At 61.0% G+C, this 16,709-nt stretch carries 10 protein-coding genes; 7 read left to right on the top strand and 3 right to left on the bottom strand.

The features are described from left to right. Positions 1 to 248 precede the first annotated feature (248 nt). Entirely contained in the window at positions 249 to 1,031 is a 783-nt protein-coding gene (locus QMG46_RS14655; RefSeq protein ID WP_281848569.1) for a response regulator, read from the top strand. Further along, entirely contained in the window at positions 1,028 to 4,552 is a 3,525-nt protein-coding gene (locus QMG46_RS14660; protein ID WP_281848570.1) for a hybrid sensor histidine kinase/response regulator, read from the top strand. The genes QMG46_RS14655 and QMG46_RS14660 overlap by 4 nt, the downstream gene beginning before the upstream one ends. On the opposite strand, the gene QMG46_RS14665 is transcribed toward QMG46_RS14660, so the two are convergent. Next, the gene (locus tag QMG46_RS14665; RefSeq protein WP_281848571.1) at positions 4,539 to 6,452 is read right to left on the bottom strand and encodes a methyl-accepting chemotaxis protein; all 1,914 of its coding nucleotides are present in this window, start codon (positions 6,450 to 6,452) and stop codon (positions 4,539 to 4,541) included. The genes QMG46_RS14660 and QMG46_RS14665 overlap by 14 nt on opposite strands. Positions 6,453 to 6,940: 488 nt before the next feature. On the opposite strand from QMG46_RS14665, the gene QMG46_RS14670 reads away from it, so the two are divergent. The 3 genes from QMG46_RS14670 to QMG46_RS14680 all read left to right on the top strand — a co-directional run bounded on the left by QMG46_RS14670 (position 6,941) and on the right by QMG46_RS14680 (position 11,702). Continuing rightward, positions 6,941 to 7,135 carry a hypothetical protein gene (locus QMG46_RS14670; RefSeq protein WP_281848572.1) on the top strand — a complete coding sequence of 65 codons (195 nt, stop codon included), beginning with the start codon at positions 6,941 to 6,943 and terminating at the stop codon, positions 7,133 to 7,135. 37 nt (positions 7,136 to 7,172) lie between these two features. After that, entirely contained in the window at positions 7,173 to 9,848 is a 2,676-nt protein-coding gene (gene mgtA, locus QMG46_RS14675) for a magnesium-translocating P-type ATPase (protein ID WP_281848573.1), read from the top strand. Positions 9,849 to 10,043: 195 nt separating this feature from the next. Next, complete coding sequence (locus QMG46_RS14680; protein ID WP_281848574.1) at positions 10,044 to 11,702, top strand: Na/Pi cotransporter family protein; 1,659 nt, start codon at positions 10,044 to 10,046, stop codon at positions 11,700 to 11,702. 63 nt (positions 11,703 to 11,765) lie between these two features. Here the strand turns inward: QMG46_RS14680 and QMG46_RS14685 are convergent, their stop codons facing one another. After that, positions 11,766 to 14,102 carry a TonB-dependent receptor gene (locus QMG46_RS14685; RefSeq protein WP_281848575.1) on the bottom strand — a complete coding sequence of 779 codons (2,337 nt, stop codon included), beginning with the start codon at positions 14,100 to 14,102 and terminating at the stop codon, positions 11,766 to 11,768. Positions 14,103 to 14,609: 507 nt separating this feature from the next. Here QMG46_RS14685 and QMG46_RS14690 point away from each other — a divergent pair. Both QMG46_RS14690 and QMG46_RS14695 read left to right on the top strand, forming a co-directional pair. Then, on the top strand, positions 14,610 to 15,056 hold the full coding sequence (locus QMG46_RS14690; protein ID WP_281848576.1) for a YybH family protein: 447 nt from the start codon (positions 14,610 to 14,612) through the stop codon (positions 15,054 to 15,056). A gap of 2 nt (positions 15,057 to 15,058) precedes the next feature. Further along, positions 15,059 to 15,637, top strand: coding sequence for a helix-turn-helix domain-containing protein (locus tag QMG46_RS14695; protein ID WP_281848577.1), 579 nt, complete (start codon positions 15,059 to 15,061; stop codon positions 15,635 to 15,637). Positions 15,638 to 15,811: 174 nt separating this feature from the next. Here QMG46_RS14695 and QMG46_RS14700 read toward each other — a convergent pair whose 3' ends face one another. Next, complete coding sequence (locus QMG46_RS14700; RefSeq protein WP_281848578.1) at positions 15,812 to 16,591, bottom strand: IclR family transcriptional regulator; 780 nt, start codon at positions 16,589 to 16,591, stop codon at positions 15,812 to 15,814. Between the last annotated feature and the right edge of the window lie 118 nt (positions 16,592 to 16,709).

Consider the following 16,709-nt stretch of genomic DNA (forward strand, 5'->3'; position numbering starts at 1 on the left):
GCTTGATGACGGAGCTGGCGCGTGGATGCGAGGTCTTCGTGAAATAGCCGCCATGTCATAGCTGCCATGACATGGCGGCTTCATCCCGACCTTCGCCCCGGGCGTAATCTAAGGTGGCTGAGGGCGCGGCATCTTTGCCGGAGCGGCGTTTTCCTATGCTGGAGCGCAAAAATGTCAACTGGAATGCCTATAATCGGTTGACGCCAGCAGCGGTCGCTTGCCGGCACACAGGACACATGGGGGGCCACTTGTCCGTATCCGTTTCGCCGCACGTTCTGGTGATCGACGATGTGCCCGAGGACATTCGTTCCTTGCTGCAGGCCTTGCGGGCGCAGCAGTGGCGGGTGAGTCTGGCCACCACCGGCGAGCAGGGTTACCAACGCGCGCAGTCGCTGGAGCCCGACCTGATCCTGCTGGACGTGCGCATGCCGGATATGGACGGCTTTGCGCTCTGTCGGCTGCTGCAGGAACTGCCGCGGGTGAGGCATACGCCGATTCTGTTCCTCACCTCTGCCAATGCGCCGACCGAACGTCTGGAAGGACTCAGCCATGGCGGCGTGGATTACATCCTCAAGACCTGCGACCCAGCCGAACTGATCGCCCGCGTGAAGATTCATCTGCGACTGGCCGAGCGCACCGCCGCGACACCACAGGATGAACAGGACGGCACCGCAGTAACGCACGATGAAGTGGTATTGCGTGCGGCGATGCGGCTGATCAGCGGACGGTTGGCGGAGCCTTTCACGCTCGAACAGATCGCGGCGGACGTGGGGACGTATGAAAAGCGGCTTTCAGCGATTTTCCGCCAACGCCTCGGCATGACCGTATTCGCATGGATCCGGGAAGAACGTCTGCGCAAGGGGCGTGCCCTGCTGGTCGAAACGACACTGGGCATGCAGGACATCGCCGAACAGGTGGGTTTTCGAAGCGCCAGCAATTTCACCACCGCTTTTCGTGAGCGCGTGGGCGTGACGCCAAGCCAGTACCGCCAGGCGGCACAGCAAGGTGCGGCATTGACGGAGCCGCCGTGAAGCAGCCGGAAAGTGTCTGCGCGCGTCACCGGTGGTCTGCGCGATTGGCCTTGCTCGTACTGTGCTGGCTGTTGCCGCTGGTTGTCGCGGCAACGCAATTGCCGCTGACTTTTTACGACCAGGCGAACGGACTGACTAGTCTTTCGGTGATTCGCCTGTTTCAGGACAGTAAAGGCTCCATTTGGGCCGGCACCGAAAAAGGTCTCTACCGATTCGACGGCGTGGGCTTCAATGCGATCGGTAGCGAGCTTGGTTTTCAGACGTCCGAGGTGATCAGTTTCGCCGAGGACACCAGCGGTCATTTTTGGGTGGCATCGCGGGCCGGTTTGCAGCGACGCGATCGCGATGGTCAGTTTCGCTGGGTGCGTCCGGACGGGAAATTGTTGATGGCCGATCGCGGCCAGACGCTGGCAGGGGACGAGCAAGGCGGCATGCTCGTGGTCAGCGGCCACCGCTTGTACCGCCTGATGCAGGATGCGTCGGGTGATTGGCGAGCGACACCCTTGTTCACCGACGCGCAGCTGCATACGGAGCGCGGGCTCGATCAGGTCGCCGCGGTATTTCACCATGCGGGAACCACCTGGTTCGGCTGCGGCGGCGAACTCTGTCGCCTGAGCGCCGGGCAGCTCACGCGCTACGGTCCCGAGCAAGGCATTCCATCCGATCGATGGCTTGGCTTTCTTGGCGCTCGCGATGGCAGCGTATGGGTGCGCGGCATCCACACGGTTCGCAGCCTGGCGACGGGTGCGAATCAGTTTGTCGCTCACGATATGCCTGGCGGGCACGCCGATGTCGCCGCGTCGAGCATCGACCTGATCGAGGATCGCGCCGGGCGCATCCTGACCCGAACGGACATGGGTATCGGACGCTGGGATGGCGCGCGCTGGGAATTGTTCGATACGGGTAACGGCCTTCCGGGTGTGGGCGTATCGTCCCTGCTAGCGGACCGGGATGGCATGGTGTGGTTGGGTACCTACGGTCGCGGCATTCTTTATTGGAGTAGCGCGGACGCGGTGGAGAACTGGACGGCTTCCCAAGGCGTGAGCGACAGCCTGATCTGGTCGATCGCACGCGCCGATGCCAGCAGCGTGTGGATCGCTGGCGAAACGGGCGGCGAAGTGGTTGCGCCTGCTGAGGGCCGCGCACACCGTTGGCCGCTGACAGTTGCGCCGCCGAACCAGGCACATGCGGTGCTGGTGGATGCGCAGGGAGCCATCTGGTATTTCCTGTTCGATGGGCGCGTGCTGCGTTACGAGCCCGCCAATGGACACACGACGTCCATGGCCGTGTTGCCCTATCTGGTGCGTGGCGCATACATCGACCACACCGGAAGCATCTGGGCGTACACGCTCGGTGGGCTATACGAGGTCGATAGCCATACCGGCCAACTGACACGCGCCGCGCCGGAACTGATTCCGCAAACCATGTGCTCGGACCTTGCCGAGGATGCCGATGGCCGGCTGTGGCTGGCGTGCAGCTCGGGACTGTTCCGCCGCAACAGCCATGGCTGGTCAAAGGTGAGCGTGCAGCCGGCGGAGGCGCTTGGCGGTTACGAAAACGTGGCTGTGACCCAGGACGGGCGACTCTGGTTGAGTTCGCTACAGCCGGGCCTGATGGAAGGTCACGTCACCGATGCCGATCATGTAGATGCTCCCGCCGTAGCCGATCCGCTGCTTGCCGATACGCGTTTTTATTTTCTGCGCGCGGATCGGCGTGGCCGTCTCTGGGCGGGCGGCGGTAATGGCGTGGACGTGTTTGACGGTCACGGCTGGTCGCGGCTTTCCTCCCGTGATGGCTTGCTTTGGGAAGAGGCCAATCATGGTGCCTTCTACGCCGACAACGACGGCACGGTGTGGATCGGCACGCCAGTGGGCCTGACACACATACTCAAGCCCGACCAGTTGCTGGCGCCGCGAAGCATCCATCCGCTGATTTTCTCGGCGCGTTATGGCGATCGCGAATTCGGAGCGCAGTCGCCGACGTTGGCCTTCGAGCATGCCGGTGCGCTGGTATTGCGCTTTGGCGTACTGGGCAACAGTGCGGGCAATCCAGTGCATTTCCGTTATCGCCTTTCAGGCGTCGACCGCGATTGGGTAGAGACGGCCCAGCGCGAAGTGCGTTACGCGTCGCTGCCTTCGGGGAGTTACCACTTCGAGCTGCAGGCGGTGGATATCAACCGACGTAGCGCGTCGGGCACGGTGGCGCTTTCCTTCGAGATCGCGCCGCCGTGGTGGAATACACCGTGGGCCTATCTGGGCACGGTGTTGCTCGCCTTGGTGTTGATCGCACTCGCATGGCGCTGGCGCACCAGTCTGCTGATCGCTCATGCAAAGCGTCTGGAGCGCCTCGTCGCCGATCGCACCTCCGAGCTACAACAATCTCTGCGTTCGCGCAGCATGCTGCTCGCCCATATCAGTCACGATCTGCGTTCGCCGCTGGGCGCCATTCTCGATGGTGTACGGCAATGGCGCATGGGGCAGGGAGAGCGCGACCATCCGCATGAGATCGAGCGGCATGTGCGCCAACAGATGGCCCTGATCGATGAACTGCTCGAGTTCTCGCGTGGTGAACTGATCGAGCTCGAATTGATGCCGGCACCCGGCTATCTGCATAGCTTTCTTCAGCAGTTGGAGGAGGACGCTACGCTATTGGCGGAACGACAGCGCAACCGCCTGGAATACAACATCGACGTGCATCTGCCGCCTGTAGTGACGGCGGATTTTCCCCGCCTGCGTCAAATACTGCTGAATCTGTTGGGCAATGCGGCAAAGTTCACTCACGACGGTGTCATACGCTTTGGGGTCACGACCATGCCTGCGGGACATGGCGGGATCGGCTTGCGCTTTGTGGTTGAAGACACCGGCATTGGCCTTGAACCGGGTGCTGTGGAACGGCTTTCTCAGCCGTTTGTCCGCGGCGACAACGCCAGCGGCCAACAGGGCAGCGGCCTTGGTCTGGCCATCGTGGCGCAACTGCTCCAACGGATGGGTAGCCGTCTTGACGTCCAGTCCGTGGCGTCCGGTGGTAGCCGGTTCGAGTTCGAACTGGATCTGGCCAGCGCCGAGGAAGCGGATATCGAGCCGGTGCTGGAAAGCGGTGGCGATCTTGACGAGTTCGACGGGAAAGGGCGCAAGATTCTGGTGATCGAGGACATGCCGGACTTTCGCGCACTACTCTGCGATCTGCTGAACGGATGCGGCTTCATCAGCGTTCCGGTGGCCGAAGGCGGAGATGCCGTGGCAATCATGAGGCACGAGACGCCTGACCTGATCCTTCTGGGACAAGCCGGCAAGGCCGGCTGGCAGCTGTTGGAGGCGGTGCGCGGTGCGCATCCGCACATTCCGATACTTCTCTACGCATCAGTGCCGCCTGGCCGGCCAACGACCGTGCCCGCGCGGCTGATATTCGACCATGTGTTGCTTAAGCCATCAAACGCCAGTGAACTGCTTGTGCGGATCTTGCACTTGATGGATAACGCGAAGAAGGCGGAGGCCCCCGGGGTTTCGGTCACGCCAGCTTGAATCCCGAAACCATGTGCTCCAGTTGTCCGGCCTGCTCCTGCAGTGCCTTGGCGGCGGCCGTGGCCTCTTCGACCAAAGCAGCATTTTGCTGAGTCATCGCGTCGAGCTGAGACACGGCATGATTGATCTGGTCGATGCCCATGCTTTGTTCTTCGCTTGCGGTCACGATCTCGCTCATCGACGTGGCCATATGACTCACGCGCGTCTGCAGTTCGGCGATCAGGTCGCCCACTTCCTGTACTGCACCAGCGCCCGCTTCGATACGTTCGGAGGATTCGTCGATCAGACGGTGGATATCCTTTGACGCTGCGCCCGAGCGCTGTGCGAGCAGTCGCACTTCATTGGCGACTACCGCAAACCCCCTGCCGTGGTTGCCGGCACGTGCGGCTTCAACCGAAGCGTTGAGTGAAAGCAGGTTGGTCTGGAACGCAATGCCATCCATCATGGCAGTGATTTCGGCGACGTGATAGGACGAATCGCGAATGTCCTGCATGGTCTGCATCACGTGCCTGGCGTTTTCATCGTTGCGAGCGGTGAGAGCCGCGACCTGACCGGCGATACCGTTGGCATGGCGTGCGTGATCGGCATTCTGCCTGACGGTGATGGAGAGTTGCTCCATCGATGCGGCTGTTTCCTCCAATGATGCTGCTTGCTCTTCCGTGCGCGCCGACAAATCGAGATTGCCCCCGGAGATCTGACGTGAAGCGGTCGCGATGGCTATGGCGCTCTGCTGCACCTCGAGCAACATACCTTGCAAACGCGCGATAAAGCGGTTGAAGCTGTCGACAATGGCATTGAATTCGATGCCGCGGCCCTGCGCCAAGCGGCGGGTCAGGTCGGCTTCGCCGCTGGACAGTTCGTCGATGTTTGTCTTGAGCAGGGCGAACTGGCGCATCAATAGGTCGATGCCGTACAGCATGACCAGCAGCAGAATGACTGCGAACGGCAATTGCACCATGGCCAGCCGATGCAGGATGCGTTCGCTGCTTGCGGTCAATGTCGTGGTGGGCAATGCGGTGGCGACATACCAGGGGCTGTCTTTGATCGGTTGTATGAACAGCGTGTAATCCTTGCCGCCTGACCGATAGCTGCTTTCGAATTCACGATCCGACGTAAGCCGATGCAATAGCTTGTCGATCGCTTCTGCCATCGGTAGCTGACTGCCTAGCGTGGAAACGTTCTTCAGTACGATGTCCTGCTTGAATAGACTGCTATTGCTGACGATCGTGCCATCACCCTCGAGGACAAGAATCTGCCCGCCGATATGTTCCTCGGCCTTTGCGACCAGGGTATTGAAGAAGCCTAGCGTGAGGTCGATGGTGGATACGCCCCAAAGCTTGCCGTTACGGTAGATCGCCATGGCGCAATTGGTACGTGGCTGCGGGCTGGCGTCGTCCTGGTAGGCTGCGGCCCAGATGCATTGGCCCTGTGGGGCGACCTGGCCGGCCACGTGCCAGGGTTGCTCCCAGTATTTGAGCGCTTCGGACGTGTTCCAGTGCGTATTCAAGGCGAACCTGCTGTCGTCGCCTCGGGCATAAAAGGTGCTGTCTCGTTCCTTGTTCGCTTCGCGTTGGAACGGCAGTGGCCATATGCCGCCTCCGAACACATGAGGATCGCCATATTGATCGAGAATGCCCGGCAGCAGTCTGTCGACATCCGGGTTTCCCAGCAGAACCGCTGATTGGCTGATCGCGCGTGACTGCGACTGGATCTGAGTCATCTTGCGAGTGATTTCGACGCCGATAGCGTCGACCCGGTTATTGACGACGACGCTTTCCAGTTGCTTGAGATCCGGAGCTACACGCAGGCGTATCACGGCAATCGTGGCCGCGGTGAGCAGCAGCAAAAAGGTGGCGATACCCAGCCCGTATCGGGCCCTGGTCGATGTGAACACTTCCATGAGATTGTCGCTTGCGGTTGTCCTTGTCCTAACCGGGTTATCGGTAAGTTCTTTCAAGTCTTGAATCAGGCCTTTCCAGACGACGCTTGTTCATGAGTCGGGACACTCCCCGGCCTCGCCGTTGTCAGGCATCGAAAGCTGCGTTGCGAGAAAGCGTCCGTTGATGGAGGCCAGGGAAGGGCAGGCTGGAAAGGTCGCCAGGCGTACGAACTTTCGGCCATTCAGGCATTGACTCTGCCGCGTTGCACCAAGACAATATGCGGGCCGTCCGGCGCGCTGCGCCCTCGGCATTCCTGCCCGACCAAACCAAGGCATATGGACGTTTACCCTAGTCGCAACGTCGACATCCGCGAGCATCGGGTGCCGGCATTGCATAACAAGCTGATTGTCTGCGGCGACCGCCTGCGGTCGGCTGGCGCTTTCCTGGACTAGGGAAGACCGGCCCACTCCTGACGGTTGCCACAGGCACCGTTACAAGGAGATGGGCCATGAGGCTCCTTCGTGGTTTTTTTCGTTTGCGCACCGCAGGCCAGTTCCTGTCGGGCCGTCGTGACGCATCCCGCCGTTCCTGGTCGATTACCGTGCCCGAACCGTTGGTAAAGCCGGTGCAGCCGGCCACACCGCGGCACGACCATGCCGTGCCGCAAGCGCGCGCTCACATGCAGCTGATATCCAGCCACTGATTCGCCACCTGTTTCATCGCATTCCCGGAAGCGAATCATGACCAAGCAGTCCTCCCACGTCGCCGCGGACAAGGCGACCGGCAAAGGTGCGCCAGCGCCGGTGCGCATCGCCGTTGCGCTCGAAGCGTTCCGGCATAACGAGGCGTTGCTCGCTGCGCTGGACACCAGCGCGGCTGGCCTCAATGAAGAGCAGATTGCCAGTCGCCTGGATCGCGATGGCGTAAACGAGGTCTCGCACGAGAAGCCGCCGCATTGGGGGCTTCAACTGCTGCATGCGTTCAAGAACCCGTTCATCGTGGTGCTGCTGGTGCTCGCTGGCGTGCAGCTGGCGACCGATCACACCAATCTGACCGGCCCGACCATCATCTCGGCGATGGTCTGCATCAGCGTGTTCCTCAGCTTTACCCAGGAATACCGTTCGTCGAAGGCCGCCGAGAAGTTGAAGGCGATGGTGCGCAATACCGCAACGGTGACGCGCCGTGCCTCGGACGGGCATAGCGAACGTATCGAAGTGCCGGTCGCCGAACTCGTTGCCGGCGATATCGTGCATCTGGCCGCCGGCGACATGGTGCCCGCCGACCTGCGTCTGCTGAGCGCGAAAGACCTGTTCATCAGCCAGGCCATCCTGACCGGCGAATCGCTGCCGGTAGAGAAAGCGGCGCCGGCGCGTGGCGACAAGGACATTTCTGGCGAACGGCCATCCGACGCGGCCGACAATCCGCTGGATCTCGCCACCGTCTGCTACATGGGCACCAACGTGGTGAGCGGCACGGCTACAGCAGTCGTGGTAGCTACCGGCCCGCGCAGCTATCTGGGTTCGCTGGCGCGCACCGTCGTCGGCCAACGCGTGCAGACCAGCTTCGACCGCGGCGTGAAGAGCGTGAGCTGGCTGCTGATCCGCTTCATGGCGGTGATGGTGCCGATCGTCTTCGTCATCAATGGCCTGGACAAGCACGACTGGCTGCAGGCGTTCCTGTTCGCGCTATCGGTGGCGGTCGGCCTGACGCCCGAGATGCTGCCGTTGATCGTCACCGCGAACCTGGCCAAGGGTGCCATCGCGATGTCGCGCCGCAAGGTCGTGGTCAAGCGCCTCAACGCGATCCAGAACTTTGGCGCGATGGACGTGCTGTGCACCGACAAGACCGGCACACTCACGCTGGACAAGATCGTGCTGGAGCGCCACCTCGACCTGCACGGCGAGGATTCGCAGGAAGCACTGGAATACGGCTACCTCAACAGCCGCTTCCAGACCGGCCTGAAGAACCTGATGGACAAGGCGGTACTGGAGCACCGCGACCTCGAGCCGACCGCTGCGCGTTATCACATCGTCGACGAGATTCCGTTCGACTTTCAGCGTCGCCGTATGTCGGTGGTGGTGACCAACGGCGACGGCAGCGAGTTGCTGGTGTGCAAGGGCGCGGTCGAGGAAATGCTGTCGATCTGTGCGTACGCCAAGGCGGGTGATGACATCCTGCCGATGACCGACGCGCAGCGCGACAGCATCAAGGCAATGACCCGGCACCTCAACGAGGATGGCCTGCGCGTGTTGGTGGTGGCGATCAAGCGTCAGCCGCCGGCCGGTGGCCGCCCCTATGGCGTGGCCGACGAAAAGGACATGATCGCGGTGGGCTGCCTGGCCTTCCTCGATCCGCCCAAGGATACCGCCGGCAAGGCCATCGCCGCTCTGCACCATCACGGTGTAGAGGTGAAGGTGATCACCGGCGACAACGAAGCGGTGACGCGCAAGATCTGCCGTGAAGTCGGCCTGGACGTAGAGCATTCGGCCCAGGGCAAGCATATCGAGCCGCTGGACGATGCTGCGCTGGACGAGCTGGTCGCGCGCACCACGGTGTTCGCGAAGATGTCGCCGTTGCAAAAGGCGCGCGTGGTCAAGTCGCTGCAGCGCCAGGGCCACACCGTCGGCTTTCTCGGTGACGGCATCAACGATGCACCGGCATTGCGCGAAGCGGACGTGGGGATCTCGGTAGATACCGCCACCGATATCGCCAAGGAGTCGGCCGATATCATCTTGCTCGAAAAGAACCTGATGGTGCTGGAAGAAGGCGTGATCGAAGGGCGTATCACCTTCGGCAACATCATCAAGTACATCAAGATGACCGCCAGCTCCAACTTCGGCAACATGTTCTCAGTGCTGGTGGCGAGTGCGTTCCTGCCGTTCCTGCCGATGCTGCCGCTACAACTGCTGGTGCTGGACTTGCTGTATCACACCTCGCAATTGTCGATTCCGTTCGATCGCATGGACGACGAATACCTGCGCAAGCCGCGCAAGTGGGATGCCAGTGATATCGGTCGCTTCATGGTGTGGATCGGCCCGGTCAGCTCGATTTTCGATATCACGACGTATTGGCTGTTGTGGCACGTGTTCGGCGCGAACTCGCCCGAGCATCAGTCGTTCTTCCAGACCGGCTGGTTTGTCGAGAGCCTGCTGACCCAGACCTTGATCGTGCACATGATCCGCACGCGCAAGATCCCGTTCCTGCAAAGCATCGCCGCCGCACCGGTCCTGGCATTGACCGTTGCCGCCATCCTGGTCGGCATGGTGTTGCCATTTACCGGGCTCGGGGCGAAGTTCGGGATGGTTCCCTTGCCGGCGGTGTACTTCGCCTGGGTGGGGGTGACTGTGCTCACCTATTGCGTGCTGACACAGGTCATGAAGTTGATCTATATCCGTCGCTACGGGCGTTGGCTCTGAGGACTGCGTAGAGTTCGACGCGACGACCGCGTGCACGGTCGTCGTGTGATGGGACGGTCGCGACTGAAGTCGCTCCTACAAAACTGGCCAAACATCGCTATCTTGTAGGAGCGACTTCAGTCGCGACCATGCGTCACGGATGGAACCGTTCCCGCCAGCCCAGTGGCTTTCGTACCTCACTCAAGGAGCACCGACATGAAAGGAACCTTCGCTCTGCTCGATATCGCAGGCTATGTCGCGCTGCTCCTGTGGGGTACGCACATGGTCACCAGTGGCGTGTTGCGTGGCTACGGCAGCGTGTTGCGCCGTTGGCTGGAACGTTATCTCAGCCATCGCCCAGCGGCATTCGCCTTTGGCATCTGCATCACCGCGCTGCTGCAGAGCAGTACCGCCGCCGGGCTGATGGCCGCCTCGTTCGCGGCCAACGGCTTTCTTGGGCTGGCGCCAGGCCTCGCAGTCATGCTCGGTGCTAACGTCGGCACGACGCTGATCGTGCAGGTGATGTCGTTTGATATCTCCGTAGTAGCGCCGGTGCTGATTCTGCTTGGCTTTGTCATTCATCGCCGCACCGATGACGCGCGTTATGAGAATCTGGGGCGCGTAGCGATCGGGCTGGGCCTGATGCTGCTTTCGCTGCATCTGCTGGTGGCCTCATTGGCACCGATGGAGAACGCACAAGTCTTGCGTGCGGTTGTGTTGAGCCTGGCCTCCGAGCCGGTGCTGGCCGTGCTGGTAGCGGCACTGTTGACCTGGCTGTTTCATTCCAGCGTTGCCATGGTGCTGCTGATCGCCTCGTTGGCCAACGCTGGCGTGGTAGATGCGACCGGTGCGCTGGCGCTTGTGCTTGGCGCCAATCTTGGTGGCACCTTGCCGGCATTGCTCGAAGCGCATACCCCGATAGCGCGTCGCCTGCCGTTGGGTAACCTGCTGGTGCGCGCAGTCGGCTGCATCATCTGCTTGCCGTTGCTGCATCCGTTGACGCAGTGGCTGGCGCCGCTTGGCGCATCGCCGGCTCGCATGGCGGTGAATTTCCATACCGCGTTCAACCTCGGTCTGGCCGTATTGTTCATTCTCCCGGTCGAGCGCATGGCGCAACTGCTGGTGCGTGTGTTGCCCGACCCGCCGCGCCCGGAGGACCCGGGGGTGCCGCAGTATCTCGACGAAGGCGCGCTGGAATCGGCGAACGTGGCCTTGGCCAATGCCGCCCGCGAGTCGATGCGCATGGCCGACATGGTCGAAGGCATGTTGAAAGGGCTGGTGGAAGTTTTCGGCAAGGATGACCGCGCACGCGCCGCGGCGATCAGCCGTATGGATCCGTGGCTCGACCGTCTTGGCATGGCCATTCGCGAATATCTCGCGGACCTGGGTGCGGAAGCCTTGAATGAAGAGGATGGCGAGCGTAGCCAGGAAATCCTTGCCTTTGTCATCAACATCGAACATATCGGCGATATCACCGCCAACAACCTGATGGAGTTCGCCGCCAAGAAGGCCGAACGCGGTCAGGATTTCTCGGCCGACGACATCCAGGACCTGGCCGCTATGCACCATCTTGTGATGGAAAGCTTGCGGCTCGGGCTCACTGTGTTCCTGCGCGGCGATCTCCGTGCGGCGCAGCAGCTGGTGGCGCGCAAGGAAATGCTGTGGCGGTTGGAGAACGACGCGTCGGAGCGGCATATCCGGGCGTTGCGCGAGCGTCGCGATGGCGGCGGCGGAGATGTTTATCTACGCATTCTGCGCGACCTCAAACGTGTTCACTCGCACCTGGCGGCACTCGCCTATCTGCCGCTGGAGCGTGCAGGCCTGTTGCAGGCTCGCCTGGTGCGCGAACCCGTGGCGCCATCGGCGACCCACTGAAGCGTTCCAACATATCGTTCATGCAGCGCCTCGCGGTTGCGCTGCATGAACGACGACTTCGGACTAGTACTGATACTGGAACGTCACCCCGATCGTACGTGGCTGATTGATCGCAACGCGCCGCGTGGTCGGCAGGTCGGCGGAAATGGCCACTGGCAGATCGGTTTCGCCGCGCTTGTCGAACAGATTGGTCGCATAGAGCGAGACGTCGATGCCGTTATGTCCTTCGATGCCCAGACGGACGTTGGTCGTGGCAAAGCCGCCGCGGCGATAGAACGGGCTGGTCCGGTCGTACAGGAAGGTTTCGTTGCCTACATAGCTGATATCGGCGCGCACGAAGCCGTCGTACTCGTTGTTCACGCTGTGCCGGTATTCGGCCGAGGTCGATGCCGACAGGCGCGGTACATTGGGCAGGCGGTCACCATCCTTGGCCGATGTGCCGGGCACGTCGTTCTTGAGGTGGGCGTCCGTGTATCCAACACCGGCACTGAGGGTCAGCGCACGCACCGGCATGTAACGCACTTCCAGTTCGCCGCCCTCGCTCACTGCGTTACCGAAGTTCGCGGTGATGTTGTAGCCGCAGCTCAGCACGATCTGCTGTTGCACCTTGCTCCAGTCGATGTGGTAGACCGAAGCATCGACAGTCAGTCGATTGTCGAGCCAGGCGGTCTTCATGCCCAGCTCGTAGTTCCATAAATAATCCGGGCCATACTTGTTGAGCTGCGACTGACTCAGGCCCAGGCCCTCGACTTCCGTACCGCAAAGCGCCGCCGGTGCCGGATTGTTCGGACCGCCCGGACGGTAGCCTTGCGAAGCCGTGGCATAGATCATCTTGTCCGGGGTCAACTGGTACTGAAGGGTGTATTTCGGCGTGCTGCCGTAATCCTTCGAGCTGCTGTTCACGCTGCTGTAGCCGCCGTTGAACAGGCCATCTCCGGTCTGTGCGAACGACTGCTTTACCTCGAAGGCGCGCAAGCCGACGCTGCCTTTGAGCTTGTCGGTGAAGTTATAGGAAATTTCACCAAACACGGCGTATTCGTCGAGCGTGGCATGGCGTGTACCGGCATAGATCGTCGAATACGCGGGGAACGGCGTATTGAAGGTCTCGTTGAAGCCGGCCGGGTAGGGGATGGACGAAGCCAGCGGCGCGTTCACATCATGGTAGAACGCACCGACAATCGCCTGAAATGGTCCGTCGAAGTTGCTGGTGGCACGAATCTCCTGCGTGAACTCCTTGTTCTTGTAGTCGCCATACATGGTGACCGGATACACGGTCGGCAGGCCAAAGAAGTAATTGACCACCTTGGAGCTGTCGTCACGCAAGCTCACGTTACGAGTGAAGTAAGAGGTCGACGACATCAGCTCGAAGCTGTCGAACTGCTTGTGGATGGCCAGATTGGAGATGGTCGACTTCTGCGTGTTCGCTTCGTTGACGTCGCGCACCTGATAGGCATCTTCCAGGCTGCCTGGAATCTTGTCGTAGGTGAATGGCGAACCCAGCCGCGAATACTGGTAGATAAAACTGGGCGTGATGGTCAACGAGTCGTCCGGCTTGATCAGCAATGCGACACGCGTGCCATACGTTTTATAGGTGTTGACGTTGTCCTGCTTCGGGCTGTTCGGGTCGGCCGCGAGATAGTTCTTCGGATCGATGCGATAGCGGTCGATATAGCCGTCGTCGTCGCGGTAGTAGGCCGACACGCGCAGCCCCACCTTGCCCTGAATCAACGGGATATTCAGGATGCCGTTGACGTTCGCGTTGGGGCCGCCGTGATACGTACCCGACACATCGGTCTTGATGCGCGCCTCGGTATTGTCGGCATCGGGTTGGTTGGTCACGTATTTGATCGTGCCACCCATCGAGCTGGAGCCGTAGATGGTGCCTTGCGGGCCGCGCAGCACTTCCACGCGCTCGATGTCGAAAACCGACGGATCGATCACGCCGCGAGTCGAGAGCAGGGCGGCGTTGCTGGACGCGGCGATCGGCACGTCATCGAGGTAGTAGCCCACCGTCGCCGCCGATCCGGCGCTGGAAGAAATGCCACGGATAATCAGATTGTTTTCGCCTGGGCCGGATGAGGCCACGTTCAAGGCTGGCGCGATGCGAGAGAGATCCGACAAGCTTGTAATACCCTGACGTTCGAGCTGCTCGCCGGTGTACGCCGTCATGCTGATCGGCACCTTTTGGATGTCCTGCTCGCGCTTGGCTGCCGTCACCACGATGCCTTGCAAGGTGGTTGCGTCCTTCGTGCTGGCCGATGCCTTTTCGATCGCGGCAGGCAACGCCTTTTTCTTGCCCACGTCGCTGGTGGACGCGTCTTGCCCGCGGGCCACGTTCGCTATGGGCGCCGTGGCGATGATGGCTGTGCAAAACAGCACACCCTTTAGATGCTTGTTCATTGGTTATCCCCGGCAGTCTGACTAGCAAATCGAAGCGTTCGTGTGCCTTGAGCCTGCTTGTAACCGCGTCTGTCCCAGGCAGGGCGACGCGATCGTGAGTGTGGCCTTCCGTGGGTTTCCGGCTCGTGCCGAAATGCAAGGCATGCAGCACCGCCCGACGTTCCGGCAACGGCCTTGTTTCTTGGATAACTCCCCATTCCGGAAACGTCTTTCCGGAAGTGCGTCCGCGATCGGTCGCGAGCCGATGGCTTTGCACGATTTTGATCAGATCAAAATATTTTGATGCCGTCAAGGAATTCAAGCTAGGATGACGCCGGGGAAAAGCTGTACCCGGATTCGCTCGTCCGGACGTTGCAGCCAGACGCATGAAAGATTTGACCTGATGCGAGGGGAGCATGCCTTCCATGTTGACGACGCAGCACACCTGCAGGTCCCGTGGATCGTCAGCGTTGCCATGTTCGCTTCGTTATCGACCGTTGGCTTTCCATCCTGTTATCGAGAGGCGTCATGAAAACGACTTCGCTACTGTTTTGCAGCCTCGCTGCGCTGTCCGTCAGTTCGCCCGTGCTCGCTGAAACATCGGCTGCCGCGGTACGCGCGTCGATCGAGACGGCGCTTAACCAGAGTGCCGCCGCATGGACGGCCGGCGACCTGGCGAAGTTCATGCAGGTTTACGAAAAATCGCCGAGCATTCGCTACATGGGTTCCAGCGGTATTGTCGTGGGCTACGACGCAATCCAGTCGATGTATGCGGCACGCTTCGGCAAGGGTCCCAGCATGGGCAAGCTCAGCCTGGAGCTGGTCGATGTGCAGCAGGTCGGGCCGCAATACGCTTTCGTCGTGGGGCGCTATCACCTGCAGCAAGACAATGGCGCTACCGTTTCCGGCGTCACGTCGCTGCTGTTCCACAAAGTAGGAACACAGTGGTTGATCGTCGCCGACCATAGTTCCTGATCATGGCTGCAGCGACGTCCGCCGCCGGCAAGTCTGGCGTGCTCAGCATCGGGACTGCGATACGCGATCGTCGACGCGGGCTCGGCCTGACCCTGCAGGGTCTGGCCAGCGAATCGGGTTTGTCGGTACCGTTTCTGTCGCAGGTCGAGCGCAATCTTGCGTCGCCATCGCTTTTATCGCTGGAAGCCATTGCACAGGCGTTGGGCGTGGACGTCGACTACTTCGTCGGCGTTCCGTCGCCTGGGCAGATCGTGTGTCGCGCCAATGAGCACGAACGCATCGATCTGCATTCCCCGGTGGTCTATGAGCGGCTGAGTGGGCGTCATGCCGAGCGCAAGATGGAGGCGCTACGGCTGATCGTGCCGCCGGGTCTTGCCGCGCCGACCGTTCATCGCGAGGGGGAGGGCTTTTGGTACATCCTCAGCGGTGAGTTGGAGATGTGCGTGGGTAAAAAGAAGTTTGTGCTGAAGGCCGGCGATAGCGCCCACTTCGACCAGCGTCACCCTTACAACATACGCAATCCGGGTAAGGTGGAAGTACGCATGATCTGGGTGGGTACGCCGGCTATTTTCAGGGACTGATGGGAACTTCGAATAACCTCAGTTTTTCTATCGTCATCCCGGCGCAGGCCGGGATCCATTCCTCAGTCGACGCTTGTCAGGCAGGCTACGGCAAGCATCTGCGCTGAGGAATGGATTCCGGCCTGCGCCGGAATGACGAATAGGAGGTTATTCGAGGTTCCCTGATACGCCGTATCACTCACTCGACGATGGCGTCTGACCATGCGCCAACAGATGAGAAACCTCTTCGGCAGCCTTGATGAGCAGTCGCGTAGTGGTCGCCATATTCACGGATGACCCGCGGCGTTCGATGAAAGGAATGGTCATCGCGCAGACGGCATGATCGTGCTCAATCACCGGTACTGAAAGGTCGGTCACGCCGTCGACCACCTGGCTCGGTATCGTCGCGACGCCCGCATCGCGAATGTCGCGAATAGCCGTCTCGATGGGCAGGCGTCGCAGATTCGGCTCATGCGCAATCATGGTCTGGAACCAGCGCTCGCGTGTTTCATTGTCCTGCCATGCCAGCAGGACGTAGCCCGATGCGGAGTGCGATATCGGACGGCGATGGCCGACGCGCACCACCAGGCCGATCTCGCCCGGCGGGTCGACACGGGCGATCACTACGATCTGTTCCTGCGAGGGCACCACCAGATGGCACGATTGGTCGATCTCTTCGGCGAGTCGGTGCATCACCGGCAGCGCCGTCTCGACCAGACTCTTGACCGGGGGTTGTTCCATGCCGAGGCGAAACAGGCGCGGCGTGATCGAATAAGCGCCCTCACCATCCGGGCGGCTGATGTAATCGCGTTCTTCCAGCACCTGGAGCATGCGAAAGATTTCGCCGCGCGAGCGACCCACGCCTTCGGATATCTCGGCGATCGTCAGTGGCGCGACCGCCTTGGCGAGCAGTTCGAGAATGTCGAGTCCCTTGTCGAGGGCGGGGGCGCGGTATTTGGGTGACTCGGCAGCCATATCGGTCCGTGGCATCGAAAAGAAGAAAGTTGCGCGGAGTTTAGCGGGGGATTCGGCTTGTACCGAACCGGGTTACGGTTATGCTGCAACGCAGCTTGTTATGCAGGTGAATAGTAAG

The organism is Dyella sp. GSA-30 (genome assembly GCF_027924605.1).
Lineage (GTDB): Bacteria > Pseudomonadota > Gammaproteobacteria > Xanthomonadales > Rhodanobacteraceae > GSA-30.